Origin of the sequence: Helicobacter felis ATCC 49179, assembly GCF_000200595.1 — a bacterium.
Taxonomy (GTDB): domain Bacteria; phylum Campylobacterota; class Campylobacteria; order Campylobacterales; family Helicobacteraceae; genus Helicobacter; species Helicobacter felis.
On sequence record NC_014810.2, the window covers coordinates 1,310,713 to 1,335,614 of the forward strand.

General features: G+C 45.8%; 23 protein-coding genes. 19 read left to right on the plus strand and 4 right to left on the minus strand.

Annotated elements, in window-relative coordinates:
• Window positions 1-42 precede the first annotated feature (42 nt).
• Window positions 43-1,104 carry a tetratricopeptide repeat protein gene (locus HFELIS_RS06675; protein ID WP_013469784.1) on the plus strand — a complete coding sequence of 354 codons (1,062 nt, stop codon included), beginning with the start codon at window positions 43-45 and terminating at the stop codon, window positions 1,102-1,104.
• Here HFELIS_RS06675 and gatC read toward each other — a convergent pair.
• Window positions 1,101-1,370 (minus strand): Asp-tRNA(Asn)/Glu-tRNA(Gln) amidotransferase subunit GatC, encoded by a 270-nt coding sequence (gatC, locus tag HFELIS_RS06680; protein WP_013469785.1) that lies wholly within the window; start codon window positions 1,368-1,370, stop codon window positions 1,101-1,103. The two genes, HFELIS_RS06675 and gatC, sit on opposite strands and share 4 nt — an antisense overlap.
• Before the next feature lie 59 nt (window positions 1,371-1,429).
• Between gatC and HFELIS_RS06685 the strand changes: the two genes are divergently transcribed.
• From HFELIS_RS06685 to HFELIS_RS06755, 15 genes are all read left to right on the plus strand, one after another.
• Window positions 1,430-2,812, plus strand: a complete 1,383-nt coding sequence (locus tag HFELIS_RS06685) for a bifunctional ADP-dependent NAD(P)H-hydrate dehydratase/NAD(P)H-hydrate epimerase (RefSeq protein WP_013469786.1) — start codon at window positions 1,430-1,432, stop codon at window positions 2,810-2,812.
• Window positions 2,812-4,317 carry a replicative DNA helicase gene (dnaB, locus tag HFELIS_RS06690; RefSeq protein WP_013469787.1) on the plus strand — a complete coding sequence of 502 codons (1,506 nt, stop codon included), beginning with the start codon at window positions 2,812-2,814 and terminating at the stop codon, window positions 4,315-4,317. Before HFELIS_RS06685 ends, dnaB begins: the two co-directional genes overlap by 1 nt.
• Window positions 4,314-5,600 carry a ComEC/Rec2 family competence protein gene (locus HFELIS_RS06695; protein WP_013469788.1) on the plus strand — a complete coding sequence of 429 codons (1,287 nt, stop codon included), beginning with the start codon at window positions 4,314-4,316 and terminating at the stop codon, window positions 5,598-5,600. The genes dnaB and HFELIS_RS06695 overlap by 4 nt, the downstream gene beginning before the upstream one ends.
• Before the next feature lie 42 nt (window positions 5,601-5,642).
• Complete coding sequence (gene mqnP, locus HFELIS_RS06700) at window positions 5,643-6,518, plus strand: menaquinone biosynthesis prenyltransferase MqnP (RefSeq protein WP_013469789.1); 876 nt, start codon at window positions 5,643-5,645, stop codon at window positions 6,516-6,518.
• Window positions 6,511-7,053 (plus strand): hypothetical protein, encoded by a 543-nt coding sequence (locus tag HFELIS_RS06705; protein WP_013469790.1) that lies wholly within the window; start codon window positions 6,511-6,513, stop codon window positions 7,051-7,053. Before mqnP ends, HFELIS_RS06705 begins: the two co-directional genes overlap by 8 nt.
• Complete coding sequence (locus tag HFELIS_RS06710; protein ID WP_013469791.1) at window positions 7,044-7,565, plus strand: DUF6115 domain-containing protein; 522 nt, start codon at window positions 7,044-7,046, stop codon at window positions 7,563-7,565. The genes HFELIS_RS06705 and HFELIS_RS06710 overlap by 10 nt, the downstream gene beginning before the upstream one ends.
• A complete protein-coding gene (locus HFELIS_RS06715) occupies window positions 7,565-8,380 on the plus strand; it encodes a phosphatidylserine decarboxylase (RefSeq protein WP_013469792.1) in 816 nt (271 codons plus the stop codon). Before HFELIS_RS06710 ends, HFELIS_RS06715 begins: the two co-directional genes overlap by 1 nt.
• Window positions 8,373-9,377 carry a quinolinate synthase NadA gene (gene nadA / locus HFELIS_RS06720; RefSeq protein ID WP_013469793.1) on the plus strand — a complete coding sequence of 335 codons (1,005 nt, stop codon included), beginning with the start codon at window positions 8,373-8,375 and terminating at the stop codon, window positions 9,375-9,377. The genes HFELIS_RS06715 and nadA overlap by 8 nt, the downstream gene beginning before the upstream one ends.
• Complete coding sequence (nadC, locus tag HFELIS_RS06725; RefSeq protein WP_013469794.1) at window positions 9,374-10,204, plus strand: carboxylating nicotinate-nucleotide diphosphorylase; 831 nt, start codon at window positions 9,374-9,376, stop codon at window positions 10,202-10,204. The genes nadA and nadC overlap by 4 nt, the downstream gene beginning before the upstream one ends.
• Entirely contained in the window at window positions 10,194-11,036 is an 843-nt protein-coding gene (locus HFELIS_RS06730) for a thiamine-phosphate kinase (protein ID WP_013469795.1), read from the plus strand. Before nadC ends, HFELIS_RS06730 begins: the two co-directional genes overlap by 11 nt.
• A gap of 142 nt (window positions 11,037-11,178) precedes the next feature.
• A complete protein-coding gene (locus HFELIS_RS08795) occupies window positions 11,179-12,543 on the plus strand; it encodes a S41 family peptidase (protein ID WP_013469796.1) in 1,365 nt (454 codons plus the stop codon).
• A 9-nt stretch (window positions 12,544-12,552) separates the two neighbouring features.
• Window positions 12,553-13,641 (plus strand): SH3 domain-containing protein, encoded by a 1,089-nt coding sequence (locus tag HFELIS_RS06740; RefSeq protein WP_231844160.1) that lies wholly within the window; start codon window positions 12,553-12,555, stop codon window positions 13,639-13,641.
• Window positions 13,631-14,338, plus strand: coding sequence for a 1-acylglycerol-3-phosphate O-acyltransferase (locus HFELIS_RS06745; RefSeq protein WP_013469798.1), 708 nt, complete (start codon window positions 13,631-13,633; stop codon window positions 14,336-14,338). Before HFELIS_RS06740 ends, HFELIS_RS06745 begins: the two co-directional genes overlap by 11 nt.
• Before the next feature lie 62 nt (window positions 14,339-14,400).
• The gene (gene glnA, locus HFELIS_RS06750; protein ID WP_013469799.1) at window positions 14,401-15,840 is read left to right on the plus strand and encodes a type I glutamate--ammonia ligase; all 1,440 of its coding nucleotides are present in this window, start codon (window positions 14,401-14,403) and stop codon (window positions 15,838-15,840) included.
• Window positions 15,841-16,014: 174 nt separating this feature from the next.
• Window positions 16,015-16,737, plus strand: a complete 723-nt coding sequence (locus HFELIS_RS06755; RefSeq protein WP_013469801.1) for an HpaA family protein — start codon at window positions 16,015-16,017, stop codon at window positions 16,735-16,737.
• 32 nt (window positions 16,738-16,769) lie between these two features.
• Here HFELIS_RS06755 and traF (HFELIS_RS06760) read toward each other — a convergent pair whose 3' ends face one another.
• Window positions 16,770-18,170, minus strand: coding sequence for a conjugal transfer protein TraF (gene traF / locus HFELIS_RS06760; protein WP_013469802.1), 1,401 nt, complete (start codon window positions 18,168-18,170; stop codon window positions 16,770-16,772).
• 47 nt (window positions 18,171-18,217) lie between these two features.
• Window positions 18,218-19,393: a conjugal transfer protein TraF gene (gene traF, locus HFELIS_RS09380; RefSeq protein WP_013469803.1), complete on the minus strand. Its 1,176-nt coding sequence runs from the start codon at window positions 19,391-19,393 to the stop codon at window positions 18,218-18,220.
• Between the two features lie 213 nt (window positions 19,394-19,606).
• Here traF (HFELIS_RS09380) and ureA point away from each other — a divergent pair, with 213 nt between their 5' ends.
• The 3 genes from ureA to HFELIS_RS06780 all read left to right on the plus strand — a co-directional run bounded on the left by ureA (window position 19,607) and on the right by HFELIS_RS06780 (window position 24,516).
• The gene (ureA, locus tag HFELIS_RS06770; RefSeq protein ID WP_013469804.1) at window positions 19,607-20,287 is read left to right on the plus strand and encodes an urease subunit alpha; all 681 of its coding nucleotides are present in this window, start codon (window positions 19,607-19,609) and stop codon (window positions 20,285-20,287) included.
• Window positions 20,288-20,297: 10 nt separating this feature from the next.
• Window positions 20,298-22,004, plus strand: coding sequence for an urease subunit beta (ureB, locus tag HFELIS_RS06775; RefSeq protein ID WP_013469805.1), 1,707 nt, complete (start codon window positions 20,298-20,300; stop codon window positions 22,002-22,004).
• 184 nt (window positions 22,005-22,188) lie between these two features.
• On the plus strand, window positions 22,189-24,516 hold the full coding sequence (locus tag HFELIS_RS06780) for a TonB-dependent receptor family protein (protein ID WP_013469806.1): 2,328 nt from the start codon (window positions 22,189-22,191) through the stop codon (window positions 24,514-24,516).
• On the opposite strand, the gene HFELIS_RS06785 is transcribed toward HFELIS_RS06780, so the two are convergent.
• Window positions 24,513-24,854 carry a hypothetical protein gene (locus HFELIS_RS06785; RefSeq protein ID WP_013469807.1) on the minus strand — a complete coding sequence of 114 codons (342 nt, stop codon included), beginning with the start codon at window positions 24,852-24,854 and terminating at the stop codon, window positions 24,513-24,515. The genes HFELIS_RS06780 and HFELIS_RS06785 overlap by 4 nt on opposite strands.
• Between the last annotated feature and the right edge of the window lie 48 nt (window positions 24,855-24,902).

The window sequence follows — 24,902 nt, forward strand, 5'->3', positions numbered from 1 at the left end:
TTTTGTGTTAATATACAAACTCAAGTTTTCTAAGGGGTTTGTATGATGTCCTTAAATATCGTGTTGCGTGGGTTATTGGGGTTGCTCTTATGTGTGCTTTGGCTCGAAGGTGCTGATTCCACCCCAACTCCTCCACCCTCTCAAAATGCTCAAGAAACACCCGTCCCACCCCCGACCCCTCCTAAAAATCCTCCCACTTTGCAACAACCCCCCGCTACACCGCCTATGACCGATCGCCTCACACCTCCGGCAATGGCTCAAGACGCTCTAAGTGCAGGAATTACAGCCGTAAAGCGCGGGGATTATAAAAGCGCGTTCAGATTGTTTGTGCAATCTTGTGATCAAGGCAATCCGGCAGGCTGTTTTGCCGTGGGCACGATGTATTCTAATGGTGTGGGGATTCAAGTAGACATGGATAAAGCGCAACGCTATTACGAATTAGGGTGCTCTGGGGGGGATGCGAGCGCGTGCGCGGATCTGGCCCAAGTCTATGACTCCAAAAAACAAGCCACCCTAGATGATAAAGAAAAAGCTGCCCAGCTTTACGCGGTAGGGTGCTCTGGGGGGGATGTCTTGGCCTGCAATAACTTAGGCTGGATGTATGCTAATGGCGTGGGTGTGCCCAAGAATTACTACAAGGCGATTGAATACTACAAATACGCCTGCGAACATGGAAGTGATTTAGGGTGTTATAATTTAGGGCTGATGTCCAACGTAAAAAATATCTATGGCTTTAATAAAGCACAACTGAGCAATGTGGATTTAAATTATTTGGCATGCAATGCGGGAGATATTCAAGGTTGTGCTAATTTGGGTTGGATTTATGCTAAGGGTGAGCAGGGAGTGCCTGTGAACAATTTCTTTGCAGCCAAGTATTTTGAAAAAGCCTGTCAGGGGGGCAATCTCTCAGGGTGCAATAATTTGGGTGTGCTCTATCAAAAAGGTTTGGGTGTGCCCCAAAACGATCAGCGCGCTTTGGATCTCTTTTCTTATGTGTGTAATTACGGCCTGCAGTCAGGGTGTGATAATTACAGCCTTTTTAAAGAAAAACTTCTTAAAGCCAATCCCAATTACGGGCGGCTTTTTATGTCTTTGGAACGCTAAAGAATTTTGGGCACGATAAAATACCCCTCTTGGGCGCGGGGCGCGTGGGATAAAATATCTGTAGAGATTGAGGGGGCATGTGTGGGCGTGTCCGCTCTTAAAGGAGTGGGGGGTTGCTCTAAGGGGGGTGTGTTCTCTAGGTCTAGGGTTTCTAAAGCTTCCATGAAGACTAAGATTTCCTCCAAATGCTCTTGAATTTGAGGGTCATCAATTTCCAGCATAGAAAGCTGAGTTAGTCTGTGAAGCAGAGGTTCATCAATATGCATAGGCATCCTTTTTTAGAAGCATTTTACCATGTCCTAAGCACAGATATAAAGAGGTTTTAATGCAATTTGTCTATTCGAGCACGCGAGAATTAGATGCGCGCGCCCAAGAAAAGTTTCATGTGAGCGCAGAACTCTTAATGGAGAATGCAGCTATGGCTCTCCAGCAAGCGATTTACAAACACCCACCTCAGCGCGTGTTAGTGGTGTGCGGAGGGGGCGATAATGGAGGCGATGGCTACGCTTTAGCGCGACATCTGCAAGGAAGTGCCTATGAAGTGTGTTGTTATGCGCACAAACCCCCAAAAAGTGCGCTATGCCAACTACAATTTGAGCGCACACGGCGCGCAGGAGTGCGCATGCTAGATCAAATAGAGCCTTGTGGGATTGTGCTAGATTGCCTCTATGGTTCGGGTTTTAAAGGGGAATTGAGCGCGCAAGATCAAGACTTGATCACGCGTTTGAATACCATGAGTGGGGTGAAAATTGCCTGCGATGTGCCCAGCGGATTAGATTCACAAGGGCGCGTCAGTGCGCTAGCTTTCAAGGCGGACACCACTATTAGCATGGGCGCGCTCAAAAGTGCGCTGTTTAGCGATGTGGCTAAGGATTTTGTAGGGGAAATCGTGGTGGGGGATTTGGGCATAGGGCGCGCGCCCTATGAAGAACCTAGCGATCTGTTTTTACTAGAAGAAAAAGATTTGATCTTACCCCTGCGCTCTAAGCACAATGTGCACAAGGGCTATTTTGGGCATGTGGGTGTGTGGGTGGGCACGCAGAGGGGCGCGGGCTTTTTGGCGGGTTTGAGTGCGCTCAAGTTTGGGGCGGGTTTGGTGAGTGTGTTAGGGGATCACGCGCTTGTAGAGCAAAAACCCCTAGAGTTGATGTATGCGCCAGACATTCCCTCCCAAGCAAATGCGTTTGTAATGGGCATGGGCATGGGCACCCCTCCGCCATGTCTTGAACAAATGCTAGAACAAGCCCCCTGTGTGCTGGATGCGGACATGTTTTACCTGCCCCATCTTAAAGAGATTTTAGAGGGTTCTAGCCAACTCGTGCTCACCCCCCACCCTAAGGAATTTGCCGCCTTGCTCCAAGCTATAGGTTTTAAAGTGGATTTATCCCAAGTGCTAGAATCGCGCTTAGGATACCTGCAAGCTTTCAGTCATGCCTACCCCCATGTAGTGGTGTTGCTCAAGGGGGCTAATACTTATATTGCACACCATGAACAAATTTATATCAACAATTTAGGCGCGCCCTCTTTGGCTAAGGGGGGAAGTGGGGATGTGTTAGCGGGCATGGTGGGCGCATTGCTCGCACAGGGTTATAGCCCTTTAGATGCCGCAATTAGTGCGAGTTTGGCCCACGCTCTAGCAGGACGCTCAGAAGCGCAAAGTTACGCGCTCACTCCCACATCTCTAATCAATCATTTAAGTGGGTTGTGATGGCATTTTCAACGGCGCAGATTCTCCCCCCCAAAGATGATTTTATTCTTGATATGGAGCGCATGGTCCTTGCTGCGGTTTTAGAGGGAGATTGTTACGAAAATATGGCGGCTTTGCTCAAGCCAAGCGATTTTTTTCATCCTATCCATGGCCTCCTTTTCCAACTTTGCGGGCAACTGCATCAAGAAAATCTCCCTATTGATGGCAAGATTCTATTAAGCAAACTTTCTAGTGAGAAAGATCGAAAAATCCTTTTTGAGGTGATGGCTACATCTCCTGTCGTGCATTTAGAACCTTATATTGAGGCTATCAAGCAAGAATCCATGCGCCGTTCCCTTTTGAGGATTTGCATGGATGGGCGCGAACAATGCTACGCCCAACGCCCCAGTGCGCAGATTTTAGATAACTTGGAACGAGAGATTTACGCCCTCTCTGTGCAAAGCGTGCGCGGAGGCTTTAAAGACGCGCCCACAGTGGTTAAAACCACGATGGATATGATTTATGAGGCCAAACTTAGGGGCAATAGTCAAATCTTGGGTTTAGATACAGGTTTTAGCGAACTCAACCGCTACACTGCTGGATTTCAAAAGGGGGATTTAATTGTAGTGGGCGCGCGCCCGGCTATGGGCAAGACAAGCTTTGTGCTCAATATCACCCAAACCGCTCTAAGCCACAATAAAGGTGTGGCGTTTTTTAGCATGGAAATGGGCGCAGAGCAACTGATGTTGCGTTTACTTTCAAGCTTGGCTTCTGTGCATGCTTATGACCTTAAAATGGGCCGTCTTCAAGACTATGAGTGGGAAAAATTAACTTCGAGCGCGCAAATCTTGAACGATAAATCCCTATTTATTGATGACACTAGCATGCTCACCTTAGAATATGTCCGCTCCAAAATGCGCCAAATCAAAGCCCAGCACCCAGAAATTGCCTTAGTCATCATTGACTACATTCAGTTGATGTCTAGCAATCATACCGAACTGCCCCGCCACGCCCAGATTTCTGAGATTTCGCGCGGGCTGAAAGTCTTAGCCCGCGAGCTAGAAATTCCCATCATTGCCCTAAGCCAGCTCAACCGCTCACTAGAGAGTCGTGAGGACAAACGCCCCATTCTCTCCGATCTCAAAGAGAGCGGGGCGATCGAACAAGATGCCGATCAAGTGCTCTTTCTTTATCGCGATGAGGTTTATAAACACCGCGCCCAAAACGATCTTTTGGCCAAATTGCGCAAAGATGGCAAGCATGAAGAGGTCAAAAAACTCGAAGTCCAAATTGACACCCAGCGCAAAGAGGAGTTTCAACGTAATCAGGGCGTGGAGGATGCTGAGATTATTTTGGCTAAAAATCGTAATGGGGATATTGGGACAATTAGAGTCGCCTTCAACAAACCTTATACTCGCTTTGAAGATCGCAAGGCTAAAGATAACCCCCCACAAGAAGAGGCGCAACCCACTAAGTTTACTCCTGCTCCTGCCAGTGAGCTGACCCCTGCCAATGAGTTATTTTGACCTTTATTAAAACTTCTACTTTTCATATTTCTCTCATACAAACACCCCTAGAGTGGTTATGTGTCTTTGTCTTTTTAGGAAGTGTGGGGGGCGTGAGTTTATCTATCAAATACGCCCAATACCAGCATTTTAAATCTAAAAAGCCCGTGAGTTTGCACGCACAGGTGCGCTTGCAATATGTTAAACAGGACGCGCAGGGGCGATCCTATTTTGTCCTGCAACTCAAAGATGCGTGGGGGAATGTCTTTTACACCACCAGCAAAGAAAAACTTAAGGATTTAATCCATGCACGCGTGCGCGCCTATGGCAAAATGAGCCCCTCTTGCTCTTTTTGGCAATTCTTTAAATCTTGCTATTTCCACACTTTTTACTTAACCCTAGAACCCAGCCAAAACCTGCACACGCGCTTACGCGCTTTTATCAATGCCCAACATGCAGACACGCGCATGGGCAATTTCTACAACACCCTCTTTTTAGCCGACCCTTTGGACAAATCCACACGAGAGATCGCCATGCGTCTTGGGATCAGCCACATCATCGCGATTAGTGGGTTTCACTTGGGGATTTTGGGCGCGTTTTTCTATGGGTTGCTCTTTTTGCTTTATCGCCCCCTCCAACAACGCTTTTTCCCCTACCGCAACGCCCATTATGACTTGGGCTTGGTGGTGTTTATCTTGCTCTTGGGCTACCTCATCTTGCTCAACTTCCAACCTTCTTTTTTGCGCGCCTTTGTGATGGCACTGCTGGGATTTGGGTTCTATTTTTGCGCCCTTGAGGTGTTTAACTTCGCTCTTTTGGGGCTGTGCGCCCTGCTTTGCCTAGCTTTTTTCCCTAATTTGATTGTCAATATTGGTTTTTTGCTCTCAGTCTGTGGAGTCTTTTATATTTACCTCTTCATTCAATACACCCCTAGACTTTCTGCCCCCCTCTATGCCCTTTTGTTTAACTCAGCCCTTTTTCTTTGTATGCTCCCCATTGTGCACGCCTTTTTTACCCCCTTTAGTTTGTATCAACTTAGCGGGGTTCTTTTAAGCTTTGTCTTTGTGATCTTTTTTCCCCTCTCCCTCCTTTTGCACGCTTTGGGTTGGGGCGCGCTCTTTGACTCTGTTCTAACACGCGCCTTAGAGTGGCAACTTCCAAGTGTAAATTACCACACCCCTGCTTGGTTTCTAATTCCTTATTTAGGACTATCCTTGCTTGCTGTGCGCTCTAAATACGCCTATTGGGGGCTGTATTTAATGAGTGGGGGGCTGTTTCTTGTATTGGCATGGCGGGTGTTTTAGCTAAATTCAGTTATAATAAAGAATTTGGAAATGAGGTCAGAGATGTGGGCTAGGATCAAGCTGTTTGGCGAGCTGGTCGCGTTAGAACATACTATTTTTTCGAGCATGTTTATTTTAATCGCCATTGTGGTCGCCAGTGTGCAGCGTTATGCTAGTCTGTGGTGTGGGCCTGAACTCTTATTGCTCTGCTTGTTGGCTCTGTTGGGCGCGCGCAATTTTGCGATGGGTTTTAACCGCCTCGTGGATCGCAAGTTTGATCGCAACAACCCCCGCACGCAAAGCCGTCCTAGCGTGGATGGGCGCATTCAGCTTGGGGGCTTAATCCTCTTTTGTGTTTTAAACGCCCTGCTCTTTGTGGGCGTGAGTTACCTCATCAATGCCCTAGCCTTTGTTCTCTCTTTCCCTTTTTTGCTGGTCTTGGGGGGATATTCTTACATGAAACGCTTTAGCGCGCTAGCCCATGTGATCTTGGGGGTGAGCTTGGGGCTAGCTCCCATTGCCGGAGTAGTCGCCGTGCTAGGAGAAATCCCGCTTTGGAGTGTGTTTCTAGCTTTGGGTGTGGTTTTCTGGGTGGCTGGCTTTGATCTGCTCTATTCCCTGCAAGACATGGAATTTGACAAGCGTGTGGGATTGCATTCTGTGCCGGCCAAGTTTGGCGCGCAAAAAACTTTAGAGCTTTCGCGTTTAGCGCATGTTTTAGCCGTGCTGTGCTGGGGGGGATTTGTGTGGTGCGCCTCTTTGGGATGGTTGGCTTTTAGCGGGCTAGTAGTGTCTATAGGAATCTTGGTTTATGAACAACTTTTAGTGCATAGAGATTTCAAAAACATTCCCAAAGCCTTTTTTGTGAGCAATGGCTATTTGGGCGTGGTGTTCTTTGTATTCATTCTGCTAGATGGGGGAGTGCGTCTGTATGCCTGAACTAAATTTAGAGAGTTTTAGGGAAATTTGCCACCAACATGGGCATTTTACCCGCTTGGTGCGCTGTGCGATCCCGCTAGAATACGCCCCCTACGATCCCCATTTTGAAGAAGAATACCTCCAATTAGCTCAAAGTGAAACAGCACGCCCTTGGGAAGCTTTAAGCCATGGCAAGGATCAAGACGCGATGCTTTTTAAGGCGTTGAGCGATATTTATGACAAACTCATGCGTATTGAACAGGCCTTAGAGATTAAGCAAAGACATTTTATTCCCCTGCAATCTCAGGGACTTTTAGAGGTGTTAGGGCATGGGGTTTTAGGCGTGCGCGATCCCTTGTTTGAGCTCAATTGCGCGTATTATCTGCGCTTTTCTCTGCCCAATGCACCTTATCGTGTCTTTGCTCTGAGCGCGCGCGCTTTTGATGCCAAACTCTTAGAAGTGGCGCGCATGCACCCTGCCCACATTAAAGAAATGGATAGCTACATTGCTGCCCAAGAATTAGCCAGTTTGAAAGGTTTAAAAACATGCAATTAGGATCGAATGAATTCACTTGGATCATCACGGGGGTGGTGCTCTTGATTTTCTTATGCTTGATCGCCTATAGCTACATCAAGGATAAGGAATTTGTGAGCAAAACCAAACAACTAGAAAAAGCCCTAGATACCATCAACCAAGAGATTTACAAAATCCGCAAATGGATTCAAGAGAGCCAAATGCAAGCTGAGTTCAACGCCTCCAGCATTGGGGCGAGTGTGAAAAATGAAGTGAATAATAACCTCAACGCCAGTTTGAGCAATCTTTACGCCCACATTAAAGAAATTCAAGACTCTATCCAAAAAGAGCGCGACTATTTGGAAGAAAAAATCATCGTCCTAGAGAATAAATTTAAAGAATTCGGACACTTCACCCCTAGTAATGATGACATTGATGAAAAAAAGGTGATCAAGATGTATAAGGAGGGCTGGAGTGTGGATTCTATTGCTAAAGAATTGCGCACCGGCAAGGGTGAGATCGAATTTATTCTAAAACTAGCGGACATGCAGTAATGGCACTCTCTAACACCGCCTCAAGGCTTTTTGGCAAATTTGCCCGCTGTGCTTTTCCTACCCCCTTTCAAAAACTCATCAATAAAATCTATGTTAAGATTTTCAAGATTGATTTAAGCGAGTTTGCTCCCCTTGAATCCTATCCCACTCTCAACGCCCTTTTTACTAGAGAACTCAAGAACCCCCGCCCCTTAGATCAAAACCCTCACGCCCTCCTCTCTCCTTGTGATGGCGTGCTCAAAGAATGTGGGAGTGTGCAAGAGGGGCTAGCCTTGCAAATCAAGGGCAAAGCCTATCTAGTGGGCGCGCTACTAGGCTCACAACTAGAAGAATCTTACAGCTATTTTAACCTTTACCTCTCACCTAAAGATTACCACCGCTTCCACGCCCCCTGCGATCTGCAGATTTTAGAAACGCGCCACTTCTCCGGTTTGCTCTTTCCTGTTAACGACTCGGCTTTACATAAGCACCCCCATTTGTTCGTGTGTAATGAGCGGGTGGTGGTGGTGGCTAAAGACCCTAGGGGTGCACTGCTTTACTTTGTGGCCGTGGGCGCGCTCAATGTTGGGCAGATTGTGATGCATTTTGATTCTAGCATCCACACCAACGCCCCTACCAATCCTCCCCTAAGTATAAAGCGCTACGATCCGCCCATCACTCTAACTAAGGGAGCAGAGCTAGGGCGTTTTGAAATGGGCTCTACCATTGTACTTTTTGTGCGCGATTGCTCTATGCCCCCAGACACTCTCTACCACAAGGCGCGTTTTGGGGAATTTTTAAGCACGCTACACCCCATCGGAGAGACTCATGGATGAATTGACCCAAAGCATTAAAACCCTTTTAGAGGATTTAGACGCGCTGTTAGTGGCGCATTTTTATCAAAAAGATGAGATCGTAGCCCTAGCCGACATCGTAGGGGATAGTTTGGAGCTTGCGCGCCAAGCCAGTGCGCACCCTAAGAATTTGATCGTCTTTTGTGGGGTGGGTTTTATGGGCGAGAGTGTGAAAATTTTAGCTCCCCATAAGGAAGTCATCATGCCCAAACTCGCCTGTTGTTCGATGGCACGCATGATCGATTCAAACTATTTTGATCGCTCTTTGGAAGTGTTAAATAGCTATGGGCTTTTTAATCTCCTCCCCATTACCTATATCAACTCCAGCGCGCAGGTCAAGGCAAAAGTGGGCGCACTAGGGGGACTGGTATGCACCAGTGCCAACGCCTCTAAGATTTTTGCCCACGCGCGCCAAAAGGGGCAAAAAATCTTCTTTTTACCCGATCGCTGTTTGGGCACGAACTTAGCCCACATGCATGGCTTGAAAAGCGCGACTTTGGGCATGGACTCTAAGGAGGCGATCATACAAGCTGATGTGATCAACTATAACGGCTTTTGTGCCGTGCACCAACTCTTTAAACCTAGCGATGTGGAATTTTTTAAGCAAAAATATCCCGGGATTTTGATCGTAGTGCACCCTGAGTGCGATCCTAGCGTAGTGGAGTTAGCCGATTTTGTGGGCTCAACCAGTCAAATTCTCAAATTCATTAGAAGCTTGCCCCTAGAGCAAAAGGTCGCCGTGGGCACAGAGTTTAATTTTATCCAACGCCTGCGTCCCTCCTATCAAGGGGAACAAACTACTTTTGTGCTCTCGAGCACTCTGCCCGAATGCCCGACCATGAACGAAACCACTTTGCAAGACCTTTTTGAGGTGCTTAAAGCCTATAAGAATCATCGCCCTTATAATTGCGTACAACTCGATCCACAAATTGGCGCGCTCGCCAAAGTTGCTCTAGATCGCATGATGGAGCTTTCATGAAAGACCCAGCTATTCTCGCCTTTTTAGACGCATGCCTGCAAGAAGATTTAGGCTCAGGTGATCTCTTTGAGAGATTGGCAGAACCTAAGGAAGTCAAGGCGGTCGTGATTGCCAAACAGGAGGGCGTGTTTTCCGGGCACTTGTATGCGGACATGCTCTTAGAGCACATGGGCATTAGGAGGGTATGGAATATCCAAGATGGCGCGCCCTACGCCTCTAAAGACATTCTTTTAGAACTATGGGGAGATTATGCCCTCTTGCTCAAAATTGAGCGCGTGCTTTTGAACATTTTACAGCATTCTAGCGGGATTGCCACCCACACCGCACGCTATGTGGCCATGCTTAAAAGTTTGCCCTTAAAGTTGCTAGACACGCGCAAAACCCGCCCACTTTTAAGGGTGTTTGAAAAGTATTCGGTGCGCAATGGGGGGGCACAAAACCACCGCTTAGGGCTAGATGACGCGCTCATGCTCAAAGACACGCATTTAGCTCATATTGGCGATCTGCAGGCGTTCATGCGCAAAGCGCGCCAACAACTCCCATGGACGGCTAAGATTGAAATAGAGTGCGATAGCGTGGATATGGCTAAGGAGGTTATGCAAGTGGGCGCGGACATTGTGATGTGCGATAACATGAGCGCACAAGATATTCAAGAAGTGGTCGCCTACCGCAACGCGCATTACCCTTTGGTGCTATTAGAGGCGAGCGGGAATATCACCCAAGAGAATATTTTAGCCTACGCGCAAAGTGGGGTAGATGCCATTAGTAGTGGGGCGCTCATCCACCAAGCGGTGTGGGTGGATATGAGTATGAAACTTGGATCTTGAAGCGTATTTTTTAAAGACCCTGCAGGCTAGCGGGATCACTTGGGGGCTTGGAGATGATGGGGTGTTACTACCCCCCTTTAAGAGAGCGGTGATCGCACTAGATATTTTTGCCCAAAATGTGCATTTCAAACCCGAATGGTTGGGTTTTGAGCGCATTGGCTATAAGGCGATGGTGGTCAATATCTCCGATATGATTGCCATGAACGCCACGCCCACGCACGCTTTGTTAGGAGTGAGCTTGGATAGACACATGGATAAAAGCGCGATCCGTGCTTTGGTGGCAGGGTTCAAGCGCGCATGCGAGGAATTTAAGATTCGTATTGTTGGCGGAGATACCACAGTGGGGGATCGCCTGCATTTGAGCATCACCATGCTAGGCAGGGCGCGCAAACTCTTAGAGCGCAAGGGCGCGCGCTTGGGCGATCTCATTGCGCACACAGGCACACTAGGACAGAGTTATAAAGCCCTGCAAACTCTACTTAGGGGGGGCAAGGTGAGCCCTAAAAACAAGTTCATCACCCCGTATTTAAAGCATGCGCGCTTTATAACTGGCGCGCGTCAATTCTTGCATGCAGGACTAGATATTTCCGATGGACTTTTGAGCGAATGCAACCGCCTAAGTGCGATCAATCGCCTCGCTTTTAAGTTGCACAAACCCCGCACGCGCGCTTACAAAAGCGGAGAAGAATACGAAATGCTCTTTTGTTTTGCGCCTAAAGATTATTTAGCCATGAGCAGACGGGCGCGCGCGCATCGGGTGCGTTTAAGTGTTGTGGGCAGGGTGTGTAGAGGGCGATCGCGTTACCGGGCATTGGTGTGGCATACGGCTTGACATAGTGAAATATTCCAAATATTTGAAAAGAAAAAGGCTGGTTGTTTTGAGCGCACACACACCCAACATCGCCCTTAAGGATTATTGTAAAATCAAGGAGTTTTGGATAGAATGCCCGGTTTAAAGTGCATAAAGGGCAGTGATGAATAAATTTTTCATGGCGGGGGTGGTTTCTTCTGTATTGAGTGTTTTTTTGGTGATAAATGCGCTAGAAGCAAGCCAGAGCGAAATCACTCAGCCAGGTCTTAAAAAGAATTACAAGCTCACAACTCAAGAACGCATCAATGCGTTAAAGAAATTTTCCAGTGTTGTAGAACAAATTGAGCATTATTATGTGGATGAAGTGAGCATTAATGATATTGTAGATAAAGCCATTGATGGTTTGATGAGCAATTTAGACGCACACTCTTCTTATCTCACTCCCAAAAAATTTAGAGATTTTAGAGCTCAGACTGAAGGGGAATTTGGCGGTCTTGGGATCACTGTGGGGATTCGCGATGGCGCGCTCACTGTGATCGCTCCTCTAGATGACACACCCGCTTTTAGGGCTGGAATCAAAGCTGGGGATGTGATCTTAAAGATCAACTCTGAGAGCACTTTGAGCATGACTATTGATAATGCTGTAAACTTGATGCGGGGCAAACCCAAAACCCCCATTGAATTGACCATTGTGCGCAAATCTGAGAGTAAGCCTTTGGTGATCAAAATGTTGCGCGACATTATTAAAATTAAGTCTGTGCATGCCAAAAAGATCGAGGGCACAAACTATCTCTATGTGCGTGTCAATTCCTTTGATCGCAATGTGGTTAAGGGTGTGCTTACTGAACTTAAAAAAGTTCCCAAATTAGAGGGTATTGTGCTAGATTTGCGCTCTAATCCGGGCGGGTTGCTCAACCAAGCCATCGATCTCTCCAATCTCTTTATCAAGCAGGGACTCATTGTGTCCCAAAAAGGGCGTATCCAATCTGAGGACATTGCTTATCGCGCCACTGGGCGCGCGCCTTATGCGCATTTGCCCATTGCGGTTTTGGTGAATGGAGGCACGGCGAGCGCGAGTGAAATTGTCTCAGGAGCCCTGCAAGATCACAAGCGCGCCATTATTATTGGAGAAGACACCTTTGGTAAGGGCAGTGTACAAACCACTTTCCCTGTGGGCAGAGAAGAGGCGATTAAGATCACCATCGCGCGCTACTATCTGCCCAGCGGGCGCACCATTCAGGCAGTAGGAATCAAGCCTGACATTGTAATTCACCCCGGTCCTGTGCCCAAAGAGGATAATAGCTTTAGCATCAAAGAGGCGGATTTAAAACACCACTTAGAGCAAGAGCTCCATGATTTGGATAAAAAGAACTCAAAAAATCTCAAATCGAAGATGTTTGCTTCTAATAAAGAGGAAAAGCCCATCACAGCTAAAGATATTAGTGCGGATATCCAACTCAAGGTCGCTATTGACACTCTAAAAGTGTGGGACATTTTGATGGCCAATAAAAAAGACACAAAAAAGTAGGGGAAACCCTTGCGGATATTTTTAGGAATTTGGCTTTTGTTTTGGGCTTTCTTGTGCGCAGAGGCTGAGAATACACAAACAAAGGTCATTTATATTAAGGCGCTTGATGCTCAAGAAATCGGGGCTAAAAGCGTTTATGTGGGGCAGGTGCTTGCTGTGCACTACAGCGTTTTACTCTTTTCTCAAGCCAAGTTTTTAGGAGCAGAGTTGCTCCATATCCCAAATAGCAAACAGCTCAAACGGCTTAACTTCACTCCTGTATGGAAGGCAGGACAAGATGGGAGTTTGAGCGCAACTTACTTGTATAAGGTGATGGGGACTAAGGCGGCTATCCCTGCTCTTAAGGTGAGCGCATTTGTGCAAGATCAAGGCTACTTAGACACAGCCACTACCCCGAGTATCCCTCTTAATGTTATTGATCTTGGAGATCACCCTAACTATGCAGGCGTGGTCGCCCAAAATTTTAAGATTGTGGGTTATAAGACTAAAGAATATGATGCTTCTCACAATATTGTGGTCTTTGAAGTGAACGCCAAGGGCGCAAACTTGGAAGATCTAAAGATTGCAGGTGGGATGAAACAAGGCTTTGAGAGCGCGCATTTTTCCTTAGATAATGCGCAAGGGATTTACTATTGCATTGTGCCAAAGAGTTGGCGTGAGCTATCCTTTAACTATTTTTCCCTAGAGAGTGGGCAATTTCAAGAAGTGCATTTTGCGGTGATTCCTGTAGAGGAAACCGTGAGCACCCAAAGTAATCTCAAACCCAAAAATAATTTCTTGCTTTTCTCTAACTTTGTGCTCTTGTTCTTTATCCTTTTAGCTCTAGCCCTCTTTTTTCTCATTCCTTACAAAAAGAGCGTTTTAGGAGTGGCCGCGATTTTAGTAGGGGTGCTTTTATGGAATATTTTCTTTACCTATCGTAGCGGAGTGTTATTGGCCAATAAAGAGATCAAAATTCTCCCTACGGCTAACTCCACCTTGCTAGGAACTTCTAAAAATGCCTTAAAAGTAGAGATCATCGGCGCGCATGGAGGGTATTATAAAATCATGACTCAAGATGAAAAAATTGGCTGGGTGAAGAAAAGCGATGTGGAGTAAAATACGCGGGGTGTATGCCCTCCTAGTGGTGGGTTTAGGACTAGGTGCAATCATTATCTGCAATTTTTTTACCCGCAAACAAAATAACTCGATGCGGACGCGCAGATGGTGTAAAATATTTTTTCCTTTAATGGGCACGCGTTTAGAAAAAGTGGGGGAGTTTGACCCTAGCGCAACCTTGATTGTGCTCAACCACCAAAGCATTATTGATATTGTTTGCTTAGAAGCCTATCATCCTCGTAATATCTGCTGGATCGCCAAAAGAGAACTAGGAGAAGTTCCTTATTATGGCCACGCGCTCAAGACTACAGAGATGATTTTAATCGATCGCCAAGATCGGCGAGGTTTGGCTTCTTTGCTTAAAATGGCGAAAGAAAAACTTGATCAAAACCGCCCTCTGGTGATTTTTCCAGAAGGCACGCGAGGGAAGGGTATGGAGAATTTATTGCCCTTTAAACCCGGTGCTAAGGTGTTAGCCGAGCGCTTTAAACTCAAGATTCAACCCGTTTTATTGCTCAATACTCGTAAAATTTTGGACACAAAACCCTTAAGATCGCAGGCCACTCGCCTTAGAATGGTCCTGTTGGAAGCTTATGAGCCAGATTTTAGCACGGATTGGTACGCAGAATTAGAGGCACGGATGACCTCTCATTATCACACACACTATTGTGAACTTAACCCCAATTCTAAGGCCTAGACCTAGCGTGGCGTTTTTTAGTCTGCACATGTTAAAATAAGTCAAAATTAAGAAAGGTGGACATGGACATCCATAACAGCGATACAGATATAGAAAAGTTTTTTGCCTTTTGCAAAGAGAAAGAGGTAGAGTTTGTAGACTTCCGTTTTACCAATGTCAAGGGGACTTGGAATCATATGGGGTACTCAATGGGAGCCGTGGATGCGGATTTGCTAAAACAGGGCATTCCTTTTGATGCAAGCTCTATTAAGGCATGGCAGAGCATTGATAAATCTGATATGATCCTGCGTCCCGATCTCATCCGCTATTTTTTAGATCCCTTTAGTGCGGACATCACGGTGATTGTATTTTGTGATGTTTGGGATGTTTACAAGCAACAAGATTATGAAAAATGCCCGCGCAGTATTGCTAAAAAAGCGCTCCGTTACCTCAAAGAATCTGGTATGGGAGATATGGCGTATTTTGGGGCGGAGAATGAGTTTTTTATCTTTGACTCTATTAAAATTAAAGACAGTGCAAATTGCCAATATTATGAGATCGATAGTGAAGAGGGCGAATGGAATCGCGATAAAAGCTTTGAGGGAGGGGTGAATTTTGGACACAGAACAGGACATAAAGGAGGGTATTTACCCACACCACCTACAGACACCATGATGGATTTGAGGGCCGAGATTGTCAAGGTATTAAATCAAGTGGGGCTAGAAACTTATGTGGTGCATCACGAGGTCGCACAAGCGCAAGGCGAAGTGGGGGTGCGTTTTGGGGATTTAGTAGAAGCAGCAGACAATGTGCAAAAACTCAAGTATGTCGTTAAAATGGTAGCCCATCTCAATGGAAAAACAGCGACTTTCATGCCCAAACCTCTTTATGGAGATAACGGGAGCGGGATGCACACCCATGTGAGTATTTGGAAAAACAATGTGAATCTTTTTGGCGGAAATGTTTACAAAAACCTTAGCCAACAAGCCTTGCATTTCTTAGGAGGGGTTCTCAAACATGCTAGGAGTTTGGCTGCCTTTACTAACGCCTCTAGTAATTCTTATAAACGCTTGATTCCGGGTTTTGAAGCCCCTAGCATTTTGAGTTACTCTGCACAAAATAGGAGTGCTAGCGTGCGTATTCCCTATGGAGTGAGCGGTAAGGGTGCGCGCTTTGAGTTGCGTTTTCCAGATAGCTCTTCAAATCCTTATCTAGCTTTTGCAGCTATTTTGATGGCTGGTTTGGATGGCATCACTCAAAAAAGTGAACCGGGTGAACCTATGGACATCAACCTTTTTGAATTGACCCTAGATGAAATCCGTGATAAGGGGATCAAGCAATTGCCACACACGCTAAGAAGTGCCCTAGAGGAGATGTTGGCCGATAAAAATTATCTCAAGCAAGGCGAGGTTTTTAGCGAGGAATTTATTCAGGCCTATCAAAGCTTTAAGTTTACATCTGAAGTTTTTCCTTGGGAGAGCAAACCCCATCCTGTGGAATTTGCGACCACCTATTCGTGTTAGGGTAAAAGATGGCCAAGCGTCGCCGTGGGGCTTCTTTTTGGGATAGCCGTAAAAAATTTAATTTGGTGATGCGGATGCTCAAGTTGGCGATGCGTTTTTTAAAAAAGCGTTAAGCTAGCATTCATAGTTTTTAAGTTAGTATCCTAAAAATTTTTTTTAAAAAGGAACTTTTGTATGTATAAAAGGCTCGCCCTATGTGCATTTTTGGGTTTTTCTAGTTTGACTTATGCTGCCACCGCGCCTGCAGGCAAATATGTCTACGATCTGCACGAAAAGGCACAACCTAAAAATCACTACACTCTAGCCTTAGCCCCTTTGAGTATTGATTTTAGCAAAAATGTGCCTACAGATTTGCGTGATAAATTTGTAAAATCTTTGCAGGCCCAAATTACGAGCATGCTCAAAGCTCGGGGCTGTTCGGTGGTGGTCGCCCCTTTAGACAAACTCAGCCCTGAACAACAAGAGAGCGTTTTTGCTCTTGTAGATGTGAGCGCTTTTATTGATATTTTGGAAGATACAGACATGACGCTTTCTAAAAATAAAAAGAGTATTGAAGAAAACATTACCGACATTTCAACTGGGTTTATGCGCCTTAAACTCATCGAACCTAAGAGCAAAAGTGCTTTTCACATGTCCAGTATGGAATTGCCTAGCTATAAAGTTAGAACCCATGTGCGCGTGAGCCAACAACGCACTAGCTCAGGAGGTTTCATGCCCATCAGCCATGTAACCCCTGTGCACGGCGCAAAATTTGAGAAAAACATTGATGAAGTGCTTTCAAAAATTTATGCCAAGAGTATGCAAAAAATCGCTCAAGACTTACACACGCAAAATTTCAAGTCCTATGAGCGGCTGGTAAAAAACTTCAAAAAATCCGAGCAAGCTGAACAAAAGTAATATTTTTATTGGCGGTTTCCCGCCAACAATCTTTACCACTCCCAGCCCCCGCCTAAGCGCAGGGCCATGTAGTTGGGGATCTTAATTCCTCCCAATGCAGTTTTCTGTAGCCCAGATTGGACAGAAATATCTAGGACTTTAAAGAGGCGAATCCCACCTGTCAAAATGATCCCCTGATGCAAGCCTTTTTCAGAAATATTGCCCATCGCGCCAAATTTGAGAGCAAACCATTTAAAATGTGCCATAATCCCCCCGCCGGTCATGCGGCTATATCTGCCTAGCATCATAGTTTGATTAGAAGTCAAATCCAAATCCCAAGCCAAACTTAGCCACTTCCAACGATACCCAAGCCCCAAGCGCACCTGCGGATCGATGCGCATAGAAGAGCCATCATTAAAGCGAATCTTGGGAGCATTGAGATACTTGCCAACTAACCCCACACTCACGCCCTTGATGCGATAAGCAAGTCCTAAATCAATACCAAAAGTGCTTTGGCGCACAATGGAATTCATGCTAAACGAGGTGAGATCGCCTATAAGTTGGTCTCCTTTATTTACGAGGGTATTGAGATTACCGCTTGCTGAAACGCCATAACTCATGGTGTAAATATAGCGCGCATCAATCCCTACGGAGAGTTTGCCTGCTCTTCTAAAATCAAACCCCTTTGCATAACCAAGGGGCACACTTCCTAAAACTAAAGCACGCAGAGCAAGAATATCTTTAGCATTTGGTGAAAACAAGGAGGAGTCATTAAAATTTTGTTGAGAGCTTGCGCTAAGAGTGAGGCTGTCAGACGTAGCGCTCACCTTATATTGAGTGCCTCCATTTGATGAAGTAGGAGGAATTGATACATTTGCGATGAGTTGGTTATATTGCGGATCAATTTTGAGACTGCCACCTATAAAACCGCTAGCAAACACACCAAAGGCAAAAGTGCCTATACCGCCTCTGCGTTTAACACGAGGATGGATTTGTAGAACTAACCCATTTTGAGAATTTAAAAACACACCATTGCTTTTAAAAAGGTTGGATGTCGCATTGGCAAGCGCTATGATATCTTTTATCTTTCCATCCTCGTTCGCTTTAAAAGTGATTGGCGTTTGTATGCTGGTGGTGTTTGATCCTGTTGTTTGTTGGCCTCCCTTAAGCAAATCTGTAAGATCAAGGCCACTCAATGCTGCAGCAGAAGAGGACGCAGAAACTAATGGAAAAATATTTTTTGACCCTACAGACGCGCCAAAACTATAGCCCAATTTACTTCTTGCGTCCAAATCGAGTAGGGCGGGGTTATAGTAGAGTCCCCACGCAGAATCTTCTAGGGCAACCCCCGCTCCGCCCATCGCAAAACTGGTGTTCCCCATTTGTCCAAATTCCAACGCTCCCAAATGACCATATAAGCAAGCGCATAAACCTAACAAACGCGCCGATTTCATTAACCAATCCTTTACTTTTAATTGAACGTTAATTCTAACACATCAAATCAAAACTCGACATTCAACCCAAGCCTGAGGGAAAAATAATTAGGGAACTTCAGTGTGGCAGGGACAAGTTGAGCGTATAGGGCTTCTTGAACAGCGCCTTGTAGCGCTTTGTTACCACCCATGCGTTTTAAACCCGATTGCACAGAAAGATCAATCCCTACAAGATTTAAAATTGTATAGCGCAAACCTCCGGTCAAGATCACGCCTTGTTGCAAAACCTGTTGTTTAGCGATATTGCCCATCGCTCCAAAGCGCAATCCCAAACCAAAGGGGAAATTGAATCCAATCCCCCCTCCCACCATACGACTATAACCATCAAAAGCAAGGGTTTTATTGGAAGTGAGATCTATATCTGCAACTAGGTCCAACCAACGCCAACGATAAGCCAAACCTAGACGGGCTTGAGGTCCGATCACTGCTTGTTTCGTCATGTTACCCATTTTGTAGCGTATGGTAGGTTTATTGACATTTTTAACCACCACTCCCACGCTCAAACCCACAATTTTATACACCATGCCCAAGTCTAAAAGAAAATGACTTTGTTTTTCCCTGAAGTTTTTTTGAGATAATAAGGTTTTAATTTTGCTAAAGCGTTGCCCTGAGGCCTCTAAGGACATGCTATACATGTAGCCTACACTCGCACCTAATGCGAGCGTGCCACCCTTCTTAAAATCAAAAGCTTTGGCATACCCCACATTAAGACTTCCTAAACCTAGTGCTTTTAAAGCCATCGCATTGGTGCTAGATTTTAGGGATTGGGCCTGTCCAAAGGCGTTAATAAACAAGCCTATTCCAACAGCCCCAAGTCCCTTTCTTACTTTGGTTTTCTTGTCTTTGTGGTCCATGCGCAACTGAAGCGCCACGCCATCTTGAGTGCTCATATAAAGCCCATTTTTAATACTAAAAGGGACACCATCCCTTGCTGTAGCTCCAACCAAACTGGGCAAATTGTGCCCGCTAGCGCGTGCCCCAACACTAATTCCAATCTTGATCGTTTTACGCGTGTCTATGTCCAACAAGGCGGGGTTATAATAAAGCCCCCATGCAGAATCTTCTAGGGCAACCCCCGCTCCGCCCATTGCCGGGCTAACGCCTCCCATTTGCCCAAATTCTAACGCTTCTCCGCTCGCATAAATCAAGGCACACAACCCTACCAAGCGCATGGGTCGAGTCATCCAAAACCCCTAGAAGATTTTCCAACACTTCAAGCACATATTGATCCGTTTTGTGGGTGGTAAATTACAACTTGTTAATACTATTATTAATTTTTTAATAATTCTTATTATCATATATAATAATATTATTACTTATATTAAAAAGTTAATAAAAAGTAACGAAATTAGGACTATAATCCCATTGCCTTTAAAATTTAACACAAGGAGTAATAGGTGAAACTCACACCCAAAGAGCAAGAAAAGTTCTTGTTATATTATGCGGGCGAAGTGGCTAGAAAGCGCAAAGCAGAGGGCTTAAAGCTCAACCAACCCGAAGCCATTGCTTACATTAGTGCCCATATTATGGACGAAGCGCGCCGTGGAAAAAAAACCGTTGCCCAGCTTATGGAAGAGTGCATGCACTTTTTGAAAAAAGATGAAGTAATGCCCGGGGTGGGTAATATGGTTCCCGATCTAGGTGTAGAAGCCACCTTTCCTGATGGTACGAAACTTGTAACTGTGAATTGGCCCATCGAACCAGATGAGCACTTCAAAGCGGGCGAAGTGAAATTTGGTTGCGATAAAGACATCGAGCTCAATGCAGGCAAAGAAGTAACCGAACTTGAGGTTACTAATGAAGGGCCTAAATCCTTGCATGTGGGTAGCCATTTCCACTTCTTTGAAGCTAACAAGGCACTAAAATTCGATCGTGAAAAAGCCTATGGCAAACGCCTAGATATTCCCTCTGGCAACACGCTACGCATTGGGGCAGGACAAACCCGCAAAGTGCAGTTGATTCCTCTTGGTGGCAGTAAAAAAGTGATTGGCATGAACGGGCTTGTGAATAACATCGCGGATGAACGCCATAAACATAAAGCGCTTGACAAGGCGAAATCTCACGGATTTATCAAGTAAGGAGACTCCCATGAAAATGAAAAAACAAGAATATGTAAATACCTACGGACCCACCAAAGGCGATAAAGTGCGCTTAGGAGATACCGATCTTTGGGCAGAAGTAGAACATGACTATACCACCTATGGCGAAGAACTTAAATTTGGCGCGGGTAAAACTATCCGTGAGGGTATGGGTCAGAGCAATAGCCCTGATGAAAACACCCTAGATTTAGTCATCACTAACGCGATGATTATCGACTACACCGGGATTTACAAAGCCGACATTGGGATTAAAAACGGCAAAATCCATGGCATTGGCAAGGCAGGAAACAAGGACATGCAAGATGGCGTAAGCCCTCATATGGTCGTGGGTGTGGGCACAGAAGCACTAGCAGGGGAAGGTATGATTATTACCGCTGGGGGAATCGATTCACACACCCACTTCCTTTCTCCACAACAATTCCCTACCGCTCTAGCCAATGGCGTTACAACCATGTTTGGAGGCGGCACAGGTCCTGTAGATGGCACGAATGCGACTACTATCACTCCGGGCAAATGGAACTTGCACCGCATGTTGCGCGCAGCAGAAGAGTATTCTATGAATGTGGGCTTTTTGGGCAAAGGCAATAGCTCTAGCAAAAAACAACTTGTAGAACAAGTAGAAGCGGGCGCGATTGGTTTTAAATTGCATGAAGACTGGGGCACAACACCAAGTGCGATCGATCACTGCTTGAGCGTGGCAGATGAATACGATGTGCAAGTTTGTATCCACACCGATACAGTCAATGAGGCAGGTTATGTAGATGACACCCTAAATGCAATGAACGGGCGCGCCATCCATGCCTACCACATTGAGGGAGCGGGTGGAGGACACTCACCTGATGTTATCACCATGGCAGGCGAGCTCAATATTCTACCCTCCTCCACCACCCCCACTATTCCCTATACCATTAATACGGTTGCAGAACACTTAGACATGCTCATGACATGCCACCACCTAGACAAACGCATCCGCGAGGATTTACAATTTTCTCAAAGCCGTATCCGCCCCGGCTCTATCGCGGCTGAAGATGTGCTCCATGATATGGGTGTGATCGCGATGACAAGCTCGGATTCGCAAGCAATGGGGCGTGCAGGCGAAGTGATTCCTCGAACTTGGCAGACTGCGGATAAGAATAAAAAAGAATTTGGTAAGCTTCCTGAAGATGGCAAAGATAACGATAATTTCCGCATTAAGCGCTACATCTCCAAATACACTATCAACCCCGCTTTGACCCACGGCGTGAGCGAGTATATCGGCTCTGTGGAAGAGGGCAAGATCGCCGACTTGGTGGTGTGGAATCCTGCCTTTTTTGGCGTAAAACCCAAAATCGTGATCAAAGGCGGTATGGTGGTCTTCTCTGAAATGGGCGATTCTAACGCGTCTGTGCCCACTCCCCAACCGGTTTATTACCGCGAAATGTTTGGGCATCACGGCAAGGCGAAATTTGACACCAGCATCACTTTTGTTTCCAAAGTCGCCTATGAAAATGGCGTGAAAGAAAAGCTGGGCTTAGAGCGCCAAGTTCTACCGGTCAAAAACTGCCGTAACATCACCAAGAAAGACTTCAAGTTCAACGACAAAACGGCAAAAATCACCGTCGATCCGAAAACCTTCGAGGTCTTTGTAGATGGCAAACTCTGCACCTCTAAACCCACCTCGCAAGTGCCTCTAGCCCAGCGCTACACTTTCTTCTAGGCACAATGCCCCCTTTGGGGGCAGGTTATTTTAGGAATCTTCTCAAACGCACCTGCAATCGGTCTTGCGTGTGCGATCGTGTCGCTTTAAAACAACTTTTCATCTTTAAGCAATCGCCATTTTTAATTAATTTAATTCTTATAATTAATATTATATTATGCCCCCTCATTTTTAAAGGAGAATTATGCGTAGGTCTTTGGTATTGCTATGTGGGGGTTGTTTGGTGCTGGGCGCAAAGGGTATTGAAACCCATCGCCTCAAAAAAGTAGAAGCCACAGGAGCCACACTCAATGAAGAAGCTCCCAAAAGCTGGCGCAGCCCGGAGGTGAAAAACTATCTGGGTAGCCAAACCGTCATCTCGCACAAACAACTCACCCAACAAGCTAATCAAAGCATCGAAGAAGCCCTGCAAAATGTGCCCGGGGTGCATATCCGCAACGCTACCGGTGTAGGTGCTGTGCCTAGTTTCTCTGTAAGAGGCTTTGGAGGCGGGGGTTCAGGGCATAGCAATACGGGATTGATCTTAATCAATGGGATTCCAGCATATGTCGCGCCCTATGTGGATATTGGCATGCCCATTTTCCCGGTAACTTTCCAATCGGTCGATCGTATCAGCGTGATCAAGGGTGGGGAGAGTGTGCAGTATGGACCTAATGCCTTTGGAGGCGTGATCAACATCATCACTAAGCCTATTCCTAATAAGTGGGAAAACCAAATTTCTGAGCGCATGACCGCGTGGGGGCGCGCGAGCAATGGGGGGTTTGTCGGACCGGCTCAAGGACAATCCTTGATCAAAACTCTAGCCAATAACTTTTTATACAACACCTATTTAAAAAGCGGAGGGATGTTTAATAACCACATTGGCGTGCAGGTGCAGGCTAACTACATTGCTGGGCAGGGTTTCCGTGCCAAGAGTCCCACCAATATCCAAAACTACCTTTTAGACGCGCTCTATCAAATTAACGAAAACCACAAGATCACGGCTTATTATCAGTATTACAAGTTTTTCTTGACCGATCCGGGATCTCTAGGTGTGCAGGCTTACGAGCAAAATCGTTTTCAAAACAACCGCCCCAATAATGACAAAAGCGGTAAAGCGATGCGCTGGGGAGCGGTGTATCAAACTTTCTTTGGCGACACCTCTAAAGTAGGTGGGGATTTCACCCTTAGCTACTATGGGCATGACATCAGTCGGGATTTCCAATTCGACTCGAACTTTCTCAATGTCAATACAAACCCTAGTTTAGGAGAGGTCTATACCAACCAAAATTACAATGGTTTTAATATTGGCGATCACCCCCGCCGTTATCTTATCAACGCTATCGAGCCTAACACCAATATAGTTTGGCAGACCAAGCATATTAAACACACTTTTAAAATTGGTATGCGCTATATGTCTAGCAATATGTGGTTTCGGTTTTTAGAAAACAAATGCACTTTGCTTAGTAATGGCACATGCGACATGTCTGGTTTCACTTATGTCAAAAAGCCAAGTCAAAATTTAGAGATGTTTAACAATTATGTTGTGTTTTATATGAGTCATAAATGGGAATTTTTTCAAGGCAAATTGGTGCTAACCCCCGGGTTTCGCTACACTTTCCTAGATTACAAAAAAGTATTGCCCCAAAATGTCAACCCTGCCAATGGACAATTTAGCACCTCTCAGACCATTAAAAAGACAGACAACCAATGGAGTCCAGCACTCAATTTGGGGTATAAACCCTTGGATGGCTGGGTGATGTATTTCAACTACCGCCGTAGCTTCATCCCACCTCAAGCAAAATCAGTGAGCATTTTTTCCACTAACTACAACCAAATCTTTAACGAGTTTGAAGTAGGATCGCGCTACTCCTATAAAAATCTCTTGAGTTTTAACGCGAACTACTTTGTGATTCTTGCCAACCACTATTATAGTGGCGGGTATGGAAGCAATGCTTTAGACATTAATGCCAAGAGTCAGGGCGTGGAATTGGAGCTTTACTACGCCCCCATCAGGGGTTTGCAATTCCATGTGGCTTATACTTATGTCGATGCGCGCATCACCAACAACGCGCAGGATAATGCGAACTATTTTCAAGGCATTGTCAATCATCCCTTTAATCTTAAAGGCAAGCGACTCCCCTATGTCAGTCCTAATCAATTCATCTTTGACATGAGCTATACTTATAAGAAAACCACTTTTGGGCTTTCTAGCTATTTTTATAGCCGCGCTTATTCCTCTGTGCTTAACCAAGCCACCCCTAAAACCGCCTGCTTTAAATTTGTGGGCTATAGTGTTGATGGGGCGACTTATGGTTGTAATAGTGTGGGACTCTTGCCTTGGTATTGGGTGTGGAATGTGCAACTCAGCCAAGTGTTTTGGCAAAGCGGGCGGCATCAAATTACGGGCAGTTTGCAGGTGAATAATATCTTTGATATGAAATACTATTTTCGAGGGATTGGCACCAGCCCCACAGGCAGGGAGCCCGGACCGGGGCGTTCGGTTACAGTGTATTTAAACTACAATTTCTAGTTTCCTTCAGAAAAACGCCAACCATTGAGGTTTAAGACACTGCGGTCGGCTTCCTCTAGGGGAGCGTAGCCCTTGCTTAAAAGCCCGTTAATGTAGATTTTATTATAGATGAAGGCCATCACAATTTGAAAAATCCAAGACAGAGCAGCTAAACCCGGCGAGGATTCACCCGCCATAACACCAACGATGATCCCTACGGCTAAAAAAATCCCAAACCATTTCCAATCTTTACGGAACAAAGGCACGAAGAAGCCAAAAAACAAAGTGGTCCAACTAAAACCCACCTTGCAAACTCTACTCTCTCCAGCTTCGTTTCTTAAGACCACTTTCCCAGCCACTGCAAGCTCCTCATTCTTAAATGCGGGCAGTATAACACAAAAGACAAG